Here is a 20,344-nt window from a genome sequence, read left to right on the forward strand (position 1 = left end):
GCTGCTTCTAGCTGTTGATTGGATTAATGTAGTTATGTCTTATCTCTTTTTCCTATACAATTCCGCTGGCTAATAGAACAAAAGCTGTAAAGAAGAATCCCAGCTGTACAAAGCTTGTTATGTACTCTTTCGTTTCTTGTTTATATGTCCATTCATCTATACTTTTCAATAAAATATTCACGACTAAAAATAGGAACGATATGATATAAGGCTCGACAAACATAAAGATCATATCGAGTAACAGACAAAGAACAAAAGCTATCGTCACATATTTATCCCACCGGTCTAAAGCTAGACTTGCATACTCATATTTGCCCCAAAATTTGCTGCGAGGGATATCAAGCACTTTTCTTACGATAAAGTCTGCTAATACCGCTGCTGCTACAAGTATTATTAATATATACATCGCCACTCTCCCTTCCTTTTTATGGTATCATTTCAGCTCGTTTCTGTTAAGGTCTCAGCTACAAAGTGCTTAAACTGCTTTGTTTCTTCCGTTTCACCTTTTGTTACGATATACGTATGTGAAGAAGGCCGGATAATTTTTTGCTGTGAAATCACGCTTAACGTTTGATTGTCAATTTCCTTTTTCACCATAGAAAATGGCAAATAAGATACGCCTAGACCTTCTTCAATAAAGCGCTTTGTAATTTCTACTTGCGTCACAGGAAGCAGCTGAATATGAGGATAACAAGCCTTGATTTGAAGGAGTAAATCTTCCCAATAAACAGGATGATTATTCGTAAGCAGCCGGTAGGAAGATAACAGCTCCTGTTCCGTACGTGCCTCTGCAGAAAATGGTGCAACTAAGACTGCTTTTTCTTTATGAATTAATTCATATAAAACGTCTGCCTGACCTGGAAGCATCCTTGTTAATCCAATATCTGACCTTCTGTCGCTGATGTCTTTTCCCACTTGAAACGAATTTGTGATATTAACCGTTACTTCAATATGGGGATATCTCTCTACAAATTGTTTGATAAGGCTTGGTAAAACAGATGCTGCTATTTGAGGGGCAGCGGATATAGTCAGTTTTCGGTTATATCCTTGCTTCCATAACTTAAAATTCCCTACTCCTTCTTCGTATGCCCTCACCATTTTTTGAGCATGAGGCAAAAAAAAGCGTCCGGCCTCAGTCAGCGCGATATATTTACCTTTTTTTTCAAAAAGCTCAGCGCCTAGCTCTTGCTGCAGTCGCTGAATATGCTTTGATACAGCAGGCTGCGTTAAAAATAAATCTTCAGACGCTTGCCTGAAATTTTCATAAGACGCCGCTATGATGAATGTTTTTAACCATTTGATCTCCATTTTCTTCTCTCCATCTCTTTCTATTCATAACAAACTGGAATCAATACTGCTTATTTTTGTTTATTTTCTTTTCTACCAAAATTCTATACGATATATGTATCTCAATATTACCAAATAAAGGAGCTGTAAAAATGAAAAATAACGTGAAAGAAAAATTTAACGCCCATGCTTCTCAGTATGATGAGCAGCGCCGCAAACTTATTCCTTGTTTTTTTGATTTTTATTCCATTCCCGTTTCTCTTTTTCACTTTTCAAACAAGCCGCTTCGCGTACTTGATATCGGAGCAGGTACAGGGTTGTTTTCTTCTTTTGTTAAAGAAAAATACCCAGATGCGCATTTCACGTTGATTGACGTCTCAGATCAAATGCTTGAAAAAGCAAAGGAACGCTTTAAAAATGAACAGCATATGGAATTTATTGTATCAGATATAACAAGCTACGAATTTGAGCACTCATTCGACATTGTGATTTCTTCACTTGCTATTCATCATTTAGAAGACGAACAAAAGCAAAAGCTGTATGGGCAAATTTATAATTTGCTGCATACAGGAGGGATATTTATTAATGCCGATCAAGTATTAGGCCATTCTTCTATTATTGAAGAGTTATATAAAAAAGACTGGAGTGAAAGAATTGCCGCAAGCGGATTAACTCATGAGCAAATTGAAGCTGCTCATGAACGTACGAAGTTAGATAAAATGGCAACTTTACATGATCAGTTAAATTGGCTAACAGCAAGCGGGTTTAGCACGGTGGATTGCATCTATAAATTTTTTAATTTTGTTGTGATGTATGCTCAAAAATAACGGTTTAAAAACTACTTGTCTCTTTGCAAGTAGTTTTTTACTTTTTTCCTCCCTATATTCGAATAAGAATATTTATCTATTTCCACAAAACTACGCATACTTCTTTTCCAATTTCGTATATCTAATAATAGCTTCGTTCTCCTGAACTTTTGAATTTTTTTGTACATAAAACCCATATAAAGTATTTTTATACTATTTTATGTCTTTTTATGGTATAAAAAATACAAATATGTTACAATATGATTACAAAACAATCTGTATAACGCTTTCATTTCTTTACACGAAAATGAAGAACTGGAAAGGATGTGCTGCTTATGTAAATATGAATACGCTAGATTAGTAAACTTATATTCTTAAAGTTGTACAAAGTATCAAGAAAAACTTAGTTATTCTTATTATTATAAATTCCCGCTAGTAAAGTCTTTCTACTTAATGATTTCCTTATTAAGCTTATACATACAGGTATAGAAAATTCAGCTATTCGTCTTTTATTTTATTAGTGAAGAATTTATAGCACTGCCGCATCATACGTTTTTCATTAATGCAGCCTAAGGAGGCGCAGCACATGGCAAATAGAATATCAAGAACAACAATCGTACTCATAGCGGCTATTTTAGCTCTAGCCTGCTTGTTTGTAGGAGTTCCAAAAACAGAAGCTGCTTCAACACCATCTCATTTAATTATCATTAACAAAGCAACAAATAAACTCGCTTATTACCAAAATGGTTCACTTGTCCGAACGTTTTCAGTAGCAACAGGACGCACGCAGTCTCTTACACCAGAGGGCCATTTTAAAGTAGTGAATAAAATTGTCAATCGCCCTTATTACTCAGGGAACATTCCTGGTGGAGACCCTAGAAATCCTCTTGGCAACCGCTGGCTGGGTCTAAATGCGAGAGGTACATACGGCACGACGTATGCTATTCATGGAAATAATAATCCTGCTTCCATTGGCAAATATGTAAGCAGCGGATGCGTTCGTATGTACGATGAAGAAGTGGCATGGTTATTTAGTAAAGTGACCGTCGGTACACCGGTTGTGATTACAACTTCTTCTAAATCATTTAATGACATTGCAGCAGCAAACGGGTACAACGTTTCTGGAAACTCAGGTTCTACTCCAGCTCCTTCTACAGGAACTGTTTTAAAGAAAGGCAGTAAAGGAAATGCAGTTAAAGAACTTCAACAGAAGCTAACTTCACTTGGCTATAACACAAAAGGTACGGACGGTGTTTTCGGTGCCAATACAGATTCAGCTGTGCGTAAGTTCCAAAAAGACCATGGCTTAACGGCTGACGGTATTGTTGGGCCAGCGACGTATAAAGCTTTAGGAAACCCTGGAACCAACCCGACACCAACAAATCCAACAAATCCAACAAATCCAACAAATCCGACAAATCCAACAAATCCAAAGCCAACAAATCCACCAGCGGATACAACAATTAACACAAAACAAACGCTAAAAAAAGGAAGCAAAGGCAGCAATGTTCAAGCTCTTCAAAAGAAATTAACGGCGCTTGGCTATGATACAAAAGGCACGGACGGTATTTTCGGCGCCAATACAGAAGCCGCTGTGCGTCAGTTTCAAAAAGACAATAAGCTAGCAGTTGACGGCGTTGCCGGACCTAATACTTTAACTGCTATTTCTAAACGCTAATAGAGCCTGAAATCAGGCTCTGTTTTTTATTTATAAACTTCTTTTTACATTAACTTCTTAATGAACCATTACCCCGTCTTTCTTTTCTATCACATACTTAATTAATTGATAAACGGTTCTCATAAGAATTTGCTGCTGATAGATATCGTTTTTGGCAGGGATTACACTTTCTATTACCCTGCTATATTTATACGGTTGATCGTCTTCTTTTTCTTTATAAAGAGCGAGCCAGTCCTTACGGGCATTTTCAAGCAGCTGTTCGTTGAAATATGAATACACAACGCTTGCAAACTCACCTGCCAATTCTTGAATAACCTGCTGTCGTTCCGTGACAGAATGATAGGTACTTGACCATCCAGACGGCTGGCTTAAAAAATGCTCATACACAGATGAAATAACGGCTGAGGCAATAGCTGGTACCGGTCCTTCATGCTCTCCTAAAGCAATCTTCAAACACGCTTCTCTATCCATATAAGGAATGTTCAGCGACTCCATCGCTTCGTAAAAAGCCTGGGAAACGGTCAAATTTAAATAAATAGGATGCAGCTCATGCTGTTTTTTTCTCACTCCTGATACTAAAGCTGAACTTAAGTCTTTATATAGGACTTGACTCTCTTTAGCTTCCTCGTGTACACGTTCCCAAATAGACGTTTTGCCTACTGTTAAATAGTAGTGAAGCTGCTTTTTCATAAGAGGTGAAACGCTTTTAAGCGCATAATCTATCATTTTAGCCATGGCATGTTTTTTAGCATAATCCGTACGGCAGCTTGGAGAGGTCAGCAAATCTCCGTGTGTAACACAAACGTTTACTTTAACGCCGTGACCATGTACAATGAGCTGCTGAAGAAATTGAATATCTAATTCTTTAAGCCCATGATGTACGTATAAAATAGAAGCTGCTTGTTTAAAAGAATCGTGGATAGTGCTCGTATATTCAAAACACGGATGCTCGCAAATTGCTACCCCTTTTTTAAAAGAAAAAGGGCCGCAAACTTCAATTCTACGAAACAATGGATAAATAAGACGTCCGTTATTTTCTTCTTCTTCATTTGTTAGGGGACCAAAGGAAGACAGCTCTTTTGCTGTGAGACGACAGGATATTGGCCAGTCGTCTTCTCCTACTTCCCACGTTCCTTCCTTATATTCTTTCAGCCGTGATTCAATTACTAGAAGCATTTGCTCGATGATTTTTCTACATTCAAGCCGCTTGTGCCATACCTCTGCAAAATCTCTTCCTTCTTGATCAACAGCGTCTTTTACTATTTCACTTTCTCGTTTAATTGCATCTACAAATTGTTTGAATGAACTATTTTCATCGCTCATTCTTAAAGGAACATCATCATTAAAGTAACGGGCTTTGTATGGGATATCCCCTAAAAGAGCGCGCAGATTAAAAGAAGAATCTCCGTGTAATAACTCAAAGACCAAGTCATAATCCGTGCCTCCTTCAGCATAAACTTCAGCGCTTCTTAGTAGGATATTCTCCAATTTTCTTTGCACTTCACTTCGCGTAAAAAAACAGACAGCAGCTTCATAGTGTTGGGAATCCTTCACCTTATACGTAGCAGAATAAGCGCCTTTACTTCCTATTCCTAGAAAGCCACATTCTTTTTTTATACCGAGAAGCTGGCTGATTAAGGCTGTTTTGCCGCTTCCTTGTTCTCCGATTACATGAATGTACTCATACTCGCTGTCAATTTGTTCGCTCGTTCTTTTTTCAATATCGTTATAAAAAGCATTCACTACTCGTTCATCATATCTTGCTTTTGCTCTGCCTTTTGCAGTACTTGTCCAAAAATCCTGCACTCTCAGCAGTTCATTCATCTCTTCAACCAGAATGTCAATTTCATCGTGTTGCTCTGTATACATAAACCGTTTAACAAACGGGTGCGATCTTCCTCTTTCATCTTTTTTAAACGGATGCTGAAACATAATTGACCAGCCTTTTCGCATAGGAGACTGACAGGCTTTTGCACGAAAAACTTTCATTCATTTCCCCTTCTTTCCCTAACATTGTCCTATTTGAAATGTATGGCTTTTAAAGGGGGGATATGTCTATCATTTTCCTCTTTTTAGAAGGATTTTTCCTGCATTTATCGAAGTAATTAATTGAGGTGATGGGAGAATGTTGACAAAAATTGTGAAATGCAGCATACCGACTGATAAAAAAGCATCTTTTTCATATACGCAACAGCATTGGGCTGCTCTTGCACACGTGAATGGTTTCATTGGCCAATTAGGGGGTTGGAACGTGGAAGATGAAACAGATGCTTGTATTCTAGCTCTGTGGGAAGATGGAACAACTTATCAAGAATTCATGAAGCATACTCATGATTCTATTTTTTATAAAAGCAAGCAGGATCAAACATATACGAATTTGGACGTTTCAACATCAGATCCGTCCTACTTCATCGGAGCACGCTACAATTATTATAGAAGCAGCGCCATTGAAAGCCGTTATTTAGTAAAGACGGAAATTGAAGTCGATTTTTACGACAAAGAAGATATCCATGAGATGGTAAAAAGCTTGATAAATCCTTCTTATCGCTGTTTATCTCACGTTGTATCACCAATCGAGCATAGCAAGCTTGTCATCTTTTCATTATATGGCTCTGCTTGTCCGCAAAAAACGATTGATACTTTCGTTCATCCAAATGTACTGAATGCGTCTCAATACATATATCAATTAGAGAAAAATTGGAACTTTCTTTCCAATTAAAAAATAGAAGCCTAGGCCAGACGCCAAAGCTTCTATTTTTTTATGATATGAACATCTTGATTTCGTACGGTAATGACTTCCTCCGTCATTCCTACAAACAAACCGCTTTCCACTACGCCTGGAATCATTGTAAGCTGTTTTTCCAGCACAGCGGGATTTTCAATTTCTGAAAAATGGCAGTCTAGAATGTAATTTCCGTTATCGGTGATAAACGGCGTATGATCATCTAAAAGCCTAAGCTGCGGTACACAGCCTGCGCTGCGAATATGCTTCGCGGTCATTTCCCAGCCAAAACGTATCACTTCAACAGGAAGAGGAAAAGCTCCTAGCGTCTTCACTATTTTCTTAGAATCCGCAATCACGATAAAACGCTTCGCTGCGTACGCAATCATTTTTTCTCGAAGCAGCGCTCCCCCTCCTCCTTTAATTAAAGAAAGCTCGCTATCCACTTCATCCGCTCCGTCAATTGCTATATCAATATATTCAACATCCGCTAAGGTAACAATAGGAATTCCTAGTTTCCTTGCCAGTTCTTCTGTTTTTTGAGAAGTAGGAACCGCTTTGATGTTTAATCCATTTTTTACTCGTTCACCTAGTTTTACAATTGTATAATAAGCTGTTGAACCTGTCCCTAGCCCTACAATCATTCCATCTTCAACAAATTGTGCTGCTTTTTCACCAACTGCTTGTTTTTCAATCATACGAAGGCCTCCTTACTCATATTGTACCCGTTTACATAAAAAAGCAAAAGCATTATGAACCCTTACGAAAAAACTCAGCTGACTATTCAGCTGAGTTTTTTTGAAACCGTGTATTTAGAAGAATTTTTTCTACCCAATACTGCTGTTTTGTACTGTTTGTCTGTTCATTGCTTTTTAGTTCAAACGTATAGTAAATATACCTGCTTGAATAATCATCATTCACATAAGCATGATAAATGCTATACTTTCCATCTCTTGTTTGTTTTTTCACATAAATCGTTGCATTTTTACCTTTTAACATGTAATCAGGCTGAAACGCATCCATTTTTTTTTGAGCTTCTTTGCTTTTTTTCTTAGAAAATAAAGCCGTTATTTTCCCAGCATTGTATGAATCATTTTCCTTCGTTGATGCTGTCCATACTTCACGTTCATCTTCACTGCTTTTATAAGAAGATTTATGAATAACATACTGAAGCGGAAACCACATCCTATATTGATTGGTATCCGAAGTAAATAGTTCAAATCCATTGTCTGTTTGTTCATGATCGACCAAAAACGTACTCGTAAACTTATCTGCCTGCGCTTCACTTTTAAATTTCCCGCTTTGAAACAGCCAAATTCCTACGGCAATGACCAATGCTCCAGCTACTGATGCGGCTTTTTTTCGATCCATTGTTTCCACACACCTTTTAATACCCCTTTAACTTTCGATAATACCATATTGATGTTTACATCGTCATAAGGAGAAATAACCAAAGGATTATCAGAGCGCACATGCTAATTTAACTAGAAAAATAAACTTTTTTACAATAGTAAATTGGATAACAAGCGCTGGGCTAACAGCCGGTTTGCTTTGCCCGGCTCTATCGTATACGTTATTAATTCCTGCTTTTCAGCTTCCGCTTTTATCAAACATTCACCCTTTGGAGAAAGAAGAGAAGTCGTGCTTTTTTGGTTCTCTAAGGCATAATTCACACTTGCAAAGTAAATACCATTCTCCGTACTTCTTGCAATCATTGCATAATCATAAAACTTCGGATCTGGTACTTCACCAGTAAACTGTGGATGAAACACAATGCTTGCTCCTCTTACAGCAGCCCATCGAACAGTTTCAGGATAGCGCCATCCCTCGTGGCAAATAACAATACCGAATTTCACGCCGTTTATTTCAAACAACTGGCGGCCATTTCCAGGCTTATAACCAAATTGATCTTCTGCTGGATCAATTTGATTTTTAGTTTGATACCCTAATTCTTTTCCATTTTCATCAATTACAAAAGCAGTTAAATGCATACCAAGTTCGTCATGCCATTCCAGTGGTAAAATTACGTTGAGCTTTAACTGTTTGGCAAGCAACTTAACTTTATAAAGCGCATTTTGTTGAATTTCGTGATTGTATGTCTCAACTTCAAAACCCACTCCTCTAAGTCCTGGCACAATTGATTCTGGAAAACATACAAGGTTACATCCTTCTTCTGCTGCTTGTTTCATACAATTTTCTACCGTTTCTACACTCTCTGCGGCTGACTTTGGAAATCTCACTTGCGCTAACCCAATTTTCATTCATTGCTCCTCCACTTCCAACATCATAAAAAACTCATGCTACTAGCGTAACATGAGTTTTTTATCTTTAGGTAAATAATTTAATTAGCATGCTGAGAAGAATACCTACTGCACTAAAGTCCGAATCTCCAAATGTTGTGCCTTTAAAACCTAACGACGCGAGAACAGGCAGTAAAATAGCCGGTAAAAAACTAATTAAGATTCCATTGGCAAATGACCCGACCACTGCTCCTCTTCTTCCACCCGTTGCATTTCCAAACACTCCCGCGGCGGCTCCGGTAAAAAAGTGTGGAACGAGGCCTGGCACGATAATACTTAGCCCAAATAAAGGCAAAAAGAACATTGAAATAAGGCCTGCGATAAAGCTTGAGAAGAATCCGATCACCACTGCATTAGGAGCAAAAGGAAACACTGTTGGACAATCTAAAGCTGGAATGGCATTTGGTACCGCTTTGTCTGCAATTCCTTTAAATGCGGGTACAATCTCTGCTAAAAGCATACGAACACCCGCCAGCACGACATATACACCTGCTGCAAACGTGATAGCTTGAATGAGCGAGTACACAATAAAGTTTTGACCCCCGCTTAATTTTGTTTCAATAAATGCAGGTCCAGCAAAAAGCGCAACAACAATAAATAAAACGGTCATAGTGAGCGAGACAGAAACGGACGTATCTCGAAGAAATCCTAAGGACTGAGGAACTTTAATTTCTTCTGTAGTTTTTTCCCGATTCCCTACTCGCTTGCCGACAAACCCTGCTACCAAGTAGCCTAGGGAACCAAAATGACCAACGGCAATATCATTTGATCCTGTAATTTCACGCACATAAGGCTGAAGAAGTGCAGGGAATAAAACCATTAAGATACCTAATAATAGCGCACCGATAAAAATCAGAGGTGCTCCTGTTAACCCGCCTGTAGATAAGATAGCTGCAATCAAACAAGCCATAAACATGGTATGATGCCCCGTTAAAAAGATATACTTAAATTTCGTGATACGCGCGATAATGATATTTACAATCATACCTAAGAGCATAATCATCGCTGTTTCTGTACCAAACGTTTGTTGAGCTACAGCTACAATTGCTTCATTATTAGGAATGATGCCCTCAACGGAGAACGCTTTATTAAACATTTTTCCAAACGCTTCAAGTGAAGCAATTAATATGTTAGCTCCTGCTCCTAGTATAAGAAAGCCCATAATCGTTTTTAAAGTGCCGGATACAATATCTGCACTTTTTTTCTTTTGAAGCAACAAACCGATTAGGGCAAACAATCCTACTAGAATAGCAGGTGTTCCTAATATATCTTTCATAATTAAATCAAACATGGCTTACGCCTCCACGAAGTATTTTTGCAGTGCTCCTTTAATTTCCGCTTGATTTAAAATGTTTTGCAGCGCCACGACCGTTCGAGTACCATCATCCAATTGATTCACAATATCTGCAGATCCTAAATAGATATCTGCCTGCTCCGTTTTACTAGTTGTTAAATCCGTATGAGATACCTGTGCTTCAACACCAAGTTCTACTAAAATTTTCTTTACATTCATTTCCACAATAAAACTGCTTCCTAAACCGTTTCCGCATACAACTAAAATCTTTTTCATTTTTCATCTCTCCTTTTAATTTGAGTAAGCTTCAATTAACGCAAGCATTTCTTGTTTTGTTTTCATTGCAATAAGCTTGTCAATATTATCGTTTTCAGATAGCATCATCGAAAGCTGAGACAGTGCTTTTAAGTGGGTTTCATTATCAGTAGCAGCAAGTACAATAATCAGCTGCGCTCCGTGCTGCTTTTCAGTAGAAAAATAGACGGGCTCCTTTAAGCGAAGCATGCTCATCCCCACACGATTCACGCCTTCTTCTGGCCTTGCGTGAGGAAGCGCAACTTTTGGCGCAATAACAATATAAGGGCCTAACTGTTCTACACTTTTAATCATTGCCTCTACATAAGAAGGTTCAATATATTCGTAGTTCAGCAAAGGCTTGGCAGCCAGCCTAACAGCTGCTTTCCAGTCATCTGCTGAATTTGTAAGCTGCAAGAATGGCTCCTGCAATACTTCATGCAACATTGGCTTTCTATCCTCTCTTACCATTTTTTTAGATTGCTGTATAACGAGTTTTAAATTAGCTAACAGAGCTTTTTCATCTTGTATATTTGCATGCTGCTTGATAATACCCATGATGGCTTGAGTCGTTAGCTGAGAGGAAGCTGGTTCAACCAAATCGATTAATCTCCGCTTTTCATCATCTGTTAAAATAGGATTCACAAGCATCACATTCATTCGCTTTTTTAACGGCGCAGTTGTAATAACTAAATCATAGCTTTCCTTAAATTGTTCATAGTCCCTTACCGTCATCGGCCCTATCAATTCAGCGTCTGTTAGCAGTTGTTCAAGCTGATACTGAAGCATGCGAGACGTTCCAATTCCATTGGCACAAACAATAACAATACGCTTTTGTTTTTGCCTTCCCGCTCTTTTTTTCATCCATCCTCCAAAATGAAGAGCAAAATAAGAAATTTCGTCTTCGTTAATACGTGTTTGAAGGCTTTTTTCCAAAGAAAACAACGCTTTTTTTGTCAGTTCCACTATATCCTGATATTTTGTTTGAATAGCTGAAAGCATAGGATTAGGAAGATGAATATTATAGAGAAGCCTGTAATAAGCCGTCTTCAAATGAATATATAAATTTTGTTCAAGCCGGTTTCGATCTTCAAATACTACACAAGCATAGGCTTGAAACCGCGATACCATTTCTTTTACAATGCTTCTCATCCAATCCTCACTATCTGCTTGATTTACTACATTTACTTTTGCACTTAGTAAGACAGTGGCAAGATAGTGCTTTTCTTGTGATGGAAGCCCAAATCCTAAAACGCTTTCAATTCCTTGCAGCGCTTTATATTGCCTGGTTTTTTCTAATTCGTCTTTTCTAGTAATCAAGGAGTCTACGTAGCGCTTGCTTTGAATGCGCTGAATACAGCATGTAAGCATATACGCTAATTGCGTCAGCATCTTGTCTGTAAACGCCATCCCCAGTTTATCTTCACACTCCACAAGCCAGTTATAAATCATTGAATATTCGTAATCTGCTTTCATGACCCTTTTCAGCAATTTTTCTTGGTGTTGACTTATTAATTCCGTGATGTGTATATAAAGCAAATTTCGAATGTCGCTTTCAGATCCCTTTACTTCGTACCCATCTTTATAGCTGTACGTCAAAGATATGCCTTTCTTCGCCCACTTGTTTTTTAAGTCTTTAATGTCTTGCAGCACAGTATTACGGCTAACTTCTGTTTCTTCCATTAGCTGCTGAGTTCCGATTTTTCCGCCTCGAAGTATACACATCAAAGCAACGTATATTTGCCGGTCCTCAACTGATAAATAAGCAGATGGCATAACATGAGAAAATTGTTTAGCAACTTGATCCTTTGCTTGATCGTTTAGAAAAAAACCTTTTCCATATGTGTACTGAACAAACTCTAATTCTTGCTGACACAGCCAATCGTTAATTTTCTCAATATCGTAATAGATGGTACGTCTTGACACTTGAAACTGTTTCATTAACTCTTGTACTGGTATAAATGTTGCAGCTTGAAGCAAAACTTGCAATACGGCCGTACTGCGTTTGTCTAACACATGAATCACCTTCAGTCCAATTCGTGCACAAATTGAAATACTTACTACGCTTTATGCTTTTACTATACTACGGGTCTCGCAAAATGATTAGACCGAATTCACCCACATACATTGTGCAAAAAATGTACTCAACAAAAAAAGAAGTGCTGTATGCACTTCTTTTAGGGGTTAATCTTTAGTCTGCTGTACCTTAGCTTCTTCAATCGCTTTTTTTAAATGTCCGTCATGTTTAACAAGCAGCCGGTGCACTTCATCACCTTCTATAGAAGTAAGAAGCGCAAGGATAGCAGCTTTTGGCGTTTTGTAGGTTTGTAAACTTTCCGCTGCCTCTTCTGATGAGACACCTGTTAGTTCTGCAATAATATTTTTAGCACGCTGTACGAGTTTATCATTGGTCGGCTGTACGTCTACCATTAGATTGCTGTAGACTTTACCAATTTGAATCATAGAAGCAGTCGTCAGCATATTAAGAACAAGCTTTTGAGCAGTTCCGGCTTTCATTCTTGTAGAACCTGTTACAACTTCCGGCCCTGATTCTGCTACTATTGCATATTGTGCTTCTTGTTCCATAGCTGATTGAGGAGAATTTACAACGCAGCCCGTTACTGTCCCCAGGCTGTTTGCATACGCAAGCGCTGAGAGTGTATAAGGAGTTCTTCCACTTGCAGCTATACCTACAAGAATATCTTTATTTGATAAATTAATCGCTTTCAAATCTTCTATCGCTTGTTCTTTGTTATCTTCTGCTCCTTCTAACGCATGCCGAAGCGCTTTGTCTCCTCCGGCTATAATACCAATTACTTGTTCGGCAGGTGTACCGAATGTTGGTACACATTCCGATGCATCTAACACGCCCAGGCGTCCGCTTGTACCTGCTCCGATATAGATAAGACGGCCGCCTTGTTTAAAAGCGCTGACAATTTCATCTACTAACAAGGCAATAACAGGAAGCACCTGATTGATTGCATGAGGCACTTGATGATCTTCTTCATTAATTTTTTTCACAATTGCCAGGCTTGATAATTCATCAATGTTTAAGGTTTGCGGATTGCGTTTTTCTGTTAAGATATGATTCAAGTTCACTGTGATCCCCTGCCTTTTCCACCATCATTTTTTCTCTATTTATACTTCTTCATGAACAAACGATAAGCCCCTTTAGCAGATGATACTTGCTGCATTGCCCACTGGATATGCTTTATTTCTTTTTCACATGCTTCCTTATAAACATTAAATACTTCTGGAACTTCTGTTAAAATGCTGCCTTTGCATGCCAGCAAGCAGCTCCCTTCAAACTGCTGTTTCTTATACAAACGCAGCGTCATGTTTGCAAGGTTCTTTCCAGCTTGCTGAAGAATGTCACTTGCTTCTTGTTTATGATTTCTCGCTTGATTTACAACAAGCAGAGTGAGTGAAGCAACTTCTGATTTAGGAGATGAATAGACAAACTTTTTTATATCGTGTATGGTATCTGCTTTTACATGTTGCAAGATTGTCTGACTAAGGCTGCTGTAAGGACGGTTTTGATCATGCTCTTTCGTCAGCAATATAAGTGCTTGAAGACCAATCCAATATCCGCTTCCTTCATCTCCAAGAAGATGTCCCCACCCTCCGCCGTATTCGTACACTCCGTCTTTTTTTCCAATGCCGACAGCTCCAGTTCCTGCAATGGTTAAAATGCCGTCTTTTCCACTTAAAAGTGCTTCATGTGCAATCATGGCGTCATCATATACCCCTACTTCTACCTGATAACGATTATAAAAATACTTTTTTATTTCTTCTTTAGATAATGCTTTACTTCCAGCAAGTCCTAGTGAAATCCCTTTACATGTATGACCAGCAAGCGTCGTTTTGCACGCCGTAATACATTCATCAATATGAGTAATAGCCGTATCGTAATGAATAAGCAAATTGCCGTAACCGCTTTTTGAAACAGCAAGCTCTTGACCGTCTAAGCTGTACGCAACGGCTTCTGTTTTTGTTCCGCCACCGTCGATACCGATAATATAGTCCATTTCATCACCGCTCACAAAAAGCAAATTTATCCCATGGCTGCAGTTCATTTAAGAAGAAAATTTCCTCTTCTGCAATGCGCCCTACTACGTTAGTTTTCCCTGAGTTTTCCATGTCTAACAGCGCAATTTGCAGCTCCCCTTTGTACTGTCCGTAGAGCTCATTTTCTATTAAAATATCGCCTCTTCGAATGGAAGGAGTATGCGTAGGCTTGAATTCTTCTTTTTTATATTTTACTCGGCTTTGCGTAGAGCGAATTAAATAATCGGATACGTCTCCTCGGTAAAAATGAAACTCTTCCAGCACAATTTTCTTTTCAAGCTCAGTAATCGTATCATACAGAGTCACATTAAAGGTAAAGCGCTCTTGCTGGACAACATCGCGCAGCGACTTCATTTCTTCTTCCGATGCATACGCATTGGCGATAATTGCACAATCAATTAACTCCGTTTTAAAAAGATGCTTAGCCTGCACATCAATCGGAAGCGTGCGGTGCATCTCAAGCGTACAAAGCCCTTCAGTAACAGGCCACGGTCCAAAAGTAGCGCTTGGTGAATTAATAAAAGCAGCGGTTTCTAGATTATGTTCTTTAAACAATGCTGAACACTTCCTAAAGTGATCATACGACAATCCTGCGTACCGATGAGGATAGAAATTATGCGATCCCAATAGCTGTTTTCGATTTGGCCGGTAACTTAAAATATTATCGACATACTTTGTTGCATTGCTCATATTAATTTCAATTTTTAAGCCGTATGGATTAAAGGTCATAATAGACTCTTCATTTCCCGTATAACCTAAATCAAGACGAATAGCATAAGCTCCTAGTTCGTGAAAAAAAGATAAGTCATCATAGGAAATGCCAAGCGCTCCAAATACGCGAGGAGCGATATCCACTACTACTTCCATCTCTAGCTCATTGGCAAACTCAATGATTTCTTTAAAATTTGCCATTACTTTTTTCTGATCGCCTTCAACAGAAAGCAAGCACGTAAAAATGCGGGTAAATCCGTATTGATGCGCAAGTGCTATATACGCTTTATCTTTTTCCACAGTCGAATGTTCCGGGTAAATCGCAATACCTAGCTTTTTCATTGATTTTCGCCTTCTTTTTTAAATTTTTTAATAAGCTTAATCATATGTTCAATTAATTTTTGCTCTGAAATAGCCGTCATTAAATGATCTTGTGCGTGAATTAAAAGCAGCGACTTTTCAATTGTTTTTCCGGTCAATTCACGTTGAATAAGCGTCGTTTGCGTTTTATGAGCATGACTGAGCTCTTCTTGAGACTGCTTTAAAAGTTCGTCAGCTTTATTAAAATCATAATCTTCAGCTGCTTCTAACGCTTCGTATGCCAGTGATCTAGCATTTCCTCCGTATGCAATAAGTTCAAAAATTTCATTTTCCATATTTGCTGCTTCTGTCATTTCTTCCATCCCCTTTTTTATAGTGGCACAGGCGTAATGTTTCCTAATATTACAGGAGACAAGGCGCCGGTTGCGCTTGGTACATTGCTTGGATAACCTAAAAGTGTTTCATTTGCGAGCACCGCAAAAGCTACGGCTTCTTTTGCTTCTGAAGACATTCCTATTTCTTCTTGGGTATACACACGGCACCGCTTTCCTAGCTTGGTTTTAATCATATCCATCAGCGTATTGTTATAACTTCCTCCTCCTCCAATAATCACTTCGTCAATAGAATAGGCAGGAAAAATAAATGTCTCATAGTGATGTACAATGGATGATGCCGTGAACATAGTAATCGTAGCCAGCAAATCTTCTTTTTTATGTTTGCTATATTTCTCTAGCAGTCTCCTTGTGTACTGTGTACCGAACAGTTCTCTTCCCGTCGATTTAGGAGGAGAAAGCTTCATGTAATCATGATTCATACAGTCTTCTAAAAGCTCTGAAATAATAGTTCCGCCAGCTGCTAAACGCCCATTTCCATCAAATGAAACATTAAAAAGCTGCTGACACGCTTCATCTATCATCATATTTCCCGGCCCCGTATCAAAAGCTACTACGGGTATAGGAGAGTGTTTTGGCGGAATCAACGTTACATTCCCAATGCCTCCAATGTTTTGAAGCAGCCTTGTACGGTCACTGTGGCCATACAAAATCCGTTCCGTATGAGGAACTAACGGAGCACCTTGCCCGCCCGCTGCCATGTCCATCACCCTGAAGTTTGCCACTACCTTCGTTTTGGTTTCATAGGCAATAACAGCGGGCTCTCCAATTTGCAGGGTAGACATTGCTGTATTTCCTGAAGCATAAGGCTGGTGGTAAATGGTTTGCCCATGCGATCCGATGACATCTACATGTTCAAGAGAAAAACCGGCTTCTTGGCACACTCTTTTCACTGCATCTGCAAATGCATAGCCCAGTTTAAAATTTAAGCTACAGATCAGCTGCACATTTGAAGATTCAACAGAAATGGCCTGTTCAATTTCCTTTTTTAACTGAGAAGAAAACGGCATAGTAATGAAATGAAGAAGCGTAACTTTACTTTCATAGCCGCTTCCTTCAATTTGAACAAGAGCCGCATCAATTCCATCAAGTGACGTTCCTGACATAAGTCCCACAGCATACATACTACGCATTCACTTCCTTAAAAAAAGCGGGTAAATACTTGCGATGAGCTTGAAGCAGTTCATCTAAGACCGCCTTAGCCAGTTCGTCACTTGAAACAAGCGGATTAATGGTCAGGGCAACAAGTGCTTTTTCATAAGATCCTGTAACGGCAGCTTCTGCTCCTACTCGTTCAAACGATTTAATTTGCTGCACAAGTCCGTTCACTTCTACAGGAAGTTCACCAACAGCAAGCGGTACCGGTCCTTGTTTTGTTATGATACAGTTTAATTCAACCGCTGATTCATTCGGCAGTGAAGAAATCGCGCCGTTGTTTTTTACATTTACTGTTTGAATATCACCTTTATCGTTGTAAATGGATGAAATTAAATTACATGCGGCATCGCTGTAATAGGCTCCTCCTCGTTTTTCCAGCTGCGGAGGCTTCATTTCTAGATTTGGATTTTTGTAGAGTTCGAAAAGCTCTGCTTCTAATACTTTGACCACTTCAGCGCGCGTGGCACCTGACTGAAAGGCCAGAAGCTCTTCTGCTAATATTTCTTTTGTTTTATAGTAGTAGCGGTGATAAGGACATAAAATCACGCCGAGAGCTTCCAAAAAATCCGGTTGCCACGGAATAGGAGCTATGTTTTTCATTGTTACTTGGGACTTTGGATCACTTAATCGGCGAATAACTTCTTGCGTTACTTTCTTTCCTTTGACATACACATGCAGTCCATATACCAAGTGATTTAATCCTGCAAATTCAATGTACACATCTTCTTTTTCTATTTGAAGCAAGCTGGCAATCGAGTTTGTCATATGTACAGGCAGGTTGCAAACTCCTACTATTTTAGAATGCTTTCCGTAGCGAAGCAGCGCCTCCGTTACCATACCTGCAGGGTTCGTAAAATTAATAAGCCAGGCGTTTGGACAAATTTCGTGTATTTCCTCGGCAATTTTCAACAAAACCGGGATTGTTCGCAAGCCCTTGAATAATCCTCCCGCCCCGTTTGTCTCTTGACCAATCATTCCGTACTTAAGAGGGATACGCTCATCTTGAATACGCGCATCAAGCTGACCTACTCTAAGCTGTGTTGTTACAAAATCAGCATTTATTAATGCCTTTTTTCGATCAAGCGTTAAATGAATTTTCATATCAACACCTGCTTTTTTGACCATTCTCCTTGCGAGTGCTCCTACAATTTCAAGCTTCTCTTTTCCTTCTTCAACATCTACAAGCCATAGCTCTCGAATCGGAAGCTCATCATATCGTTTAATAAACCCTTCGACCAATTCAGGTGTATAGCTTGATCCTCCCCCTATTGTCACCACTTTCATTTTTTGCCCCTCCTTGTTAAAAAACGGCTAAATATGTAACGGCTGTGCACCCTGCTCCAAGCAAAACAAAGCGGGTACAAACGGCAGTTTTAGATAAAGCTGCGGTTGAAAGCCGAACGGAAATAAATGTTGTAAGCAGCGCTGCTGATAGACTTGTAATGACAAATAAACTATGCTGTGCTGATAAACCAGCATACTGCAGCAAAGGTGTAAAAATAACGTTGCAAAGAACCATGGTTAGCAGAAATAAAAACACGGTTTTATATCGAAACCGAACAAACATTGATCTCCACTCCTATTAAAGAGATAGAAGCCAAACAAGTTGGCTTCTCTTTTTTTACATTTGAACTGAACTATCGGATGGTGCAACCGTTGCTTCATCGCTTTTTTCCATTTCAACCATCTTTCGGTCGTACATTTTAAAGAACGGGAGATAAATGACAACAGAAATAGCAATATTAATAACGACTAGCACAACCGCCCGCCAGTCCCCCCCTGTCGACAGATAAGCTCCAATTGGCGCTGGAAGCGTCCAAGGAACCATTACGTAGGTTGGAGTAATAAGGCCTGTCGCCGTTGCTGCGTATGAAATGATTGTTGTAATAATCGGGATAATGATAAATGGAATAATTAAAATAGGATTTAAGACAATTGGCAGACCGAAAATAATTGGCTCGTTAATATTAAAAACCGCTGGAATAAAAGATGTTCTAGAAAGCGCTTTCGAATATTTAGATTTTGAGAAAAACAGCATCGCTAAAGCAAGGCCCAGCGTCGCTCCAGATCCTCCGATCCACACAAACCACTGAAAGAACGTTTCGGGTGCAATATATGGAAGCGTTGAAGCTCCGTCTGCTACCGCTTCAGCATTTTTCGCTAAATACACTTCCCATACAGGCCGTGCCACTGTCCCAACAACAGAGACGCCGTGGATTCCAAATGACCAGAAAAACGTAATTAAGAAAACCGGTATTAACACTCCTGCTAAACTATCTCCAGCTTCTACAAGCGGAGCAACTAGTTTATCAACTAAATGGTGAAGATCGATACCTAAAACAATGGTAATAATCGTCATAAGTACAACAACAATTGCAACCGGAATGAGCGCTTCAAAAGACCGTGATACCGAAGGCGGCACTTGTTCCGGCATTTTAATGGTGACATTTTTTGCTTTACAAAACCTGAGAATCTCCACCGACAAAATCGATACAATCATCGTTACAAATAAACCGTGACCTCCAAGGTTTGTCATTGGAAGCATAAACCCTTCTTCTTCAATCAGCTTTGGAGTCACCGTAAGAAGTAGTGCAGCTACTGCAATTTGCGCTCCTGACAGCGGATCGAGATTATAGCTTTTGGACAAGTTGTACCCTATCCCAAAAGCTATATATAAAGACATAATAAACATCGTGACTCGATACGGTATTAAAATATTGGCGCTGTTATCAGCTGCCCATTTTGCAATTGTGCTGTCTTGCGGCACAGGCGGAAATGCTAGAATCAAGAAAAAACTTCCGATAATGATAAACGGCAAAGCGGAAATAACGCCATCACGAATGGCTTGAAGATGCCGCTGTTCTGATAGCCTGGCCATAGGTCCTGATAAATTGTTCTCTAAAAACGACACAAATTTGCTCATATACCCTTTCCCCCTCCATGTTCTCCCCTTGTGTAATAAACCCCTTTTCTATTTAAAAAGCAGGAATACACCTGCTTTCCTCAGCTAACGAGCTGTTGAACCGTTTTATAAAGCGTCGGACCTCCAAGCGGCGTATAAGCCTGCGGCGGAATCGGCCCGCACGGAACAGAAGCTTTATCCGCTTCCGCTTTCACTGCGTTAAACCGGTGGCGAATCTGCGGTGCAACCATTACAACATCCCAGCCTTTTTGAATTTCTTCTGCCACTTCATTTGTCCCAATTGCCAGCACTTCCATATCCGTTCCGTGCTTTTGTGCTTCCGTTTTTAACGCTTTTACCACAATCGCACTTGACATTCCTCCAGAACATACAAACAATACCTTCATTTTC

The 20,344-nt window shown here is 39.3% G+C and carries 21 protein-coding genes; 3 read left to right on the forward strand and 18 right to left on the reverse strand.

What is annotated here, in order from left to right; all coding sequences use genetic code 11:
- Positions 1-52: 52 nt before the first annotated feature.
- Positions 53-406, reverse strand: a complete 354-nt coding sequence (locus N178_RS14960; RefSeq protein ID WP_045293166.1) for a DUF4181 domain-containing protein — start codon at positions 404-406, stop codon at positions 53-55.
- A gap of 32 nt (positions 407-438) precedes the next feature.
- Positions 439-1,308: a LysR family transcriptional regulator gene (locus N178_RS14965; RefSeq protein WP_045293167.1), complete on the reverse strand. Its 870-nt coding sequence runs from the start codon at positions 1,306-1,308 to the stop codon at positions 439-441.
- Between the two features lie 131 nt (positions 1,309-1,439).
- Here N178_RS14965 and N178_RS14970 point away from each other — a divergent pair, with 131 nt between their 5' ends.
- Together N178_RS14970 and N178_RS14975 are read left to right on the forward strand one after the other, a co-directional pair.
- The gene (locus N178_RS14970; RefSeq protein WP_045293169.1) at positions 1,440-2,114 is read left to right on the forward strand and encodes a class I SAM-dependent methyltransferase; all 675 of its coding nucleotides are present in this window, start codon (positions 1,440-1,442) and stop codon (positions 2,112-2,114) included.
- A gap of 565 nt (positions 2,115-2,679) precedes the next feature.
- Complete coding sequence (locus N178_RS14975) at positions 2,680-3,771, forward strand: L,D-transpeptidase family protein (protein ID WP_052942407.1); 1,092 nt, start codon at positions 2,680-2,682, stop codon at positions 3,769-3,771.
- A 57-nt stretch (positions 3,772-3,828) separates the two neighbouring features.
- Here the strand turns inward: N178_RS14975 and N178_RS14980 are convergent, their stop codons facing one another.
- A complete protein-coding gene (locus N178_RS14980; RefSeq protein WP_045293171.1) occupies positions 3,829-5,760 on the reverse strand; it encodes a hypothetical protein in 1,932 nt (643 codons plus the stop codon).
- Positions 5,761-5,896: 136 nt separating this feature from the next.
- On the opposite strand from N178_RS14980, the gene N178_RS14985 reads away from it, so the two are divergent.
- The gene (locus N178_RS14985; protein ID WP_045293173.1) at positions 5,897-6,490 is read left to right on the forward strand and encodes a YdbC family protein; all 594 of its coding nucleotides are present in this window, start codon (positions 5,897-5,899) and stop codon (positions 6,488-6,490) included.
- Between the two features lie 32 nt (positions 6,491-6,522).
- Here the strand turns inward: N178_RS14985 and rpiA are convergent, their stop codons facing one another.
- The 15 genes from rpiA to N178_RS15060 all read right to left on the reverse strand — a co-directional run bounded on the left by rpiA (position 6,523) and on the right by N178_RS15060 (position 20,340).
- Positions 6,523-7,191 carry a ribose-5-phosphate isomerase RpiA gene (gene rpiA, locus N178_RS14990; RefSeq protein ID WP_045293176.1) on the reverse strand — a complete coding sequence of 223 codons (669 nt, stop codon included), beginning with the start codon at positions 7,189-7,191 and terminating at the stop codon, positions 6,523-6,525.
- Positions 7,192-7,273: 82 nt separating this feature from the next.
- Positions 7,274-7,864: a hypothetical protein gene (locus tag N178_RS14995; protein WP_045293178.1), complete on the reverse strand. Its 591-nt coding sequence runs from the start codon at positions 7,862-7,864 to the stop codon at positions 7,274-7,276.
- A gap of 131 nt (positions 7,865-7,995) precedes the next feature.
- Positions 7,996-8,754, reverse strand: coding sequence for a carbon-nitrogen hydrolase family protein (locus N178_RS15000; RefSeq protein WP_045293181.1), 759 nt, complete (start codon positions 8,752-8,754; stop codon positions 7,996-7,998).
- A gap of 67 nt (positions 8,755-8,821) precedes the next feature.
- A complete protein-coding gene (locus tag N178_RS15005) occupies positions 8,822-10,084 on the reverse strand; it encodes a PTS ascorbate transporter subunit IIC (protein WP_045293183.1) in 1,263 nt (420 codons plus the stop codon).
- 3 nt (positions 10,085-10,087) lie between these two features.
- A complete protein-coding gene (locus N178_RS15010) occupies positions 10,088-10,363 on the reverse strand; it encodes a PTS sugar transporter subunit IIB (RefSeq protein WP_013055730.1) in 276 nt (91 codons plus the stop codon).
- A 15-nt stretch (positions 10,364-10,378) separates the two neighbouring features.
- On the reverse strand, positions 10,379-12,397 hold the full coding sequence (locus N178_RS15015) for a BglG family transcription antiterminator (RefSeq protein ID WP_045293185.1): 2,019 nt from the start codon (positions 12,395-12,397) through the stop codon (positions 10,379-10,381).
- Between the two features lie 168 nt (positions 12,398-12,565).
- Positions 12,566-13,480 carry an N-acetylmuramic acid 6-phosphate etherase gene (gene murQ, locus N178_RS15020; protein WP_045293187.1) on the reverse strand — a complete coding sequence of 305 codons (915 nt, stop codon included), beginning with the start codon at positions 13,478-13,480 and terminating at the stop codon, positions 12,566-12,568.
- A 35-nt stretch (positions 13,481-13,515) separates the two neighbouring features.
- Positions 13,516-14,424 carry a BadF/BadG/BcrA/BcrD ATPase family protein gene (locus N178_RS15025; protein WP_237758480.1) on the reverse strand — a complete coding sequence of 303 codons (909 nt, stop codon included), beginning with the start codon at positions 14,422-14,424 and terminating at the stop codon, positions 13,516-13,518.
- Positions 14,414-15,502, reverse strand: a complete 1,089-nt coding sequence (locus N178_RS15030) for a DUF871 domain-containing protein (RefSeq protein WP_045293190.1) — start codon at positions 15,500-15,502, stop codon at positions 14,414-14,416. Before N178_RS15030 ends, N178_RS15025 begins: the two co-directional genes overlap by 11 nt.
- Entirely contained in the window at positions 15,499-15,834 is a 336-nt protein-coding gene (locus tag N178_RS15035) for a PTS lactose/cellobiose transporter subunit IIA (protein ID WP_045293192.1), read from the reverse strand. Before N178_RS15035 ends, N178_RS15030 begins: the two co-directional genes overlap by 4 nt.
- 17 nt (positions 15,835-15,851) lie before the next feature.
- Complete coding sequence (gene anmK / locus N178_RS15040; protein ID WP_045293194.1) at positions 15,852-16,997, reverse strand: anhydro-N-acetylmuramic acid kinase AnmK; 1,146 nt, start codon at positions 16,995-16,997, stop codon at positions 15,852-15,854.
- A 1-nt stretch (position 16,998) separates the two neighbouring features.
- Positions 16,999-18,315: a 6-phospho-beta-glucosidase gene (locus N178_RS15045; protein WP_045293196.1), complete on the reverse strand. Its 1,317-nt coding sequence runs from the start codon at positions 18,313-18,315 to the stop codon at positions 16,999-17,001.
- A 16-nt stretch (positions 18,316-18,331) separates the two neighbouring features.
- Positions 18,332-18,598, reverse strand: coding sequence for a hypothetical protein (locus N178_RS15050; protein ID WP_045293197.1), 267 nt, complete (start codon positions 18,596-18,598; stop codon positions 18,332-18,334).
- 54 nt (positions 18,599-18,652) lie between these two features.
- Entirely contained in the window at positions 18,653-19,954 is a 1,302-nt protein-coding gene (locus tag N178_RS15055; protein WP_013082024.1) for a PTS sugar transporter subunit IIC, read from the reverse strand.
- An 80-nt stretch (positions 19,955-20,034) separates the two neighbouring features.
- Positions 20,035-20,340 carry a PTS sugar transporter subunit IIB gene (locus tag N178_RS15060; RefSeq protein ID WP_028412249.1) on the reverse strand — a complete coding sequence of 102 codons (306 nt, stop codon included), beginning with the start codon at positions 20,338-20,340 and terminating at the stop codon, positions 20,035-20,037.
- Between the last annotated feature and the right edge of the window lie 4 nt (positions 20,341-20,344).

The organism is Priestia aryabhattai B8W22 (assembly GCF_000956595.1).
GTDB classification, from domain to species: Bacteria; Bacillota; Bacilli; order Bacillales; family Bacillaceae_H; genus Priestia; species Priestia aryabhattai.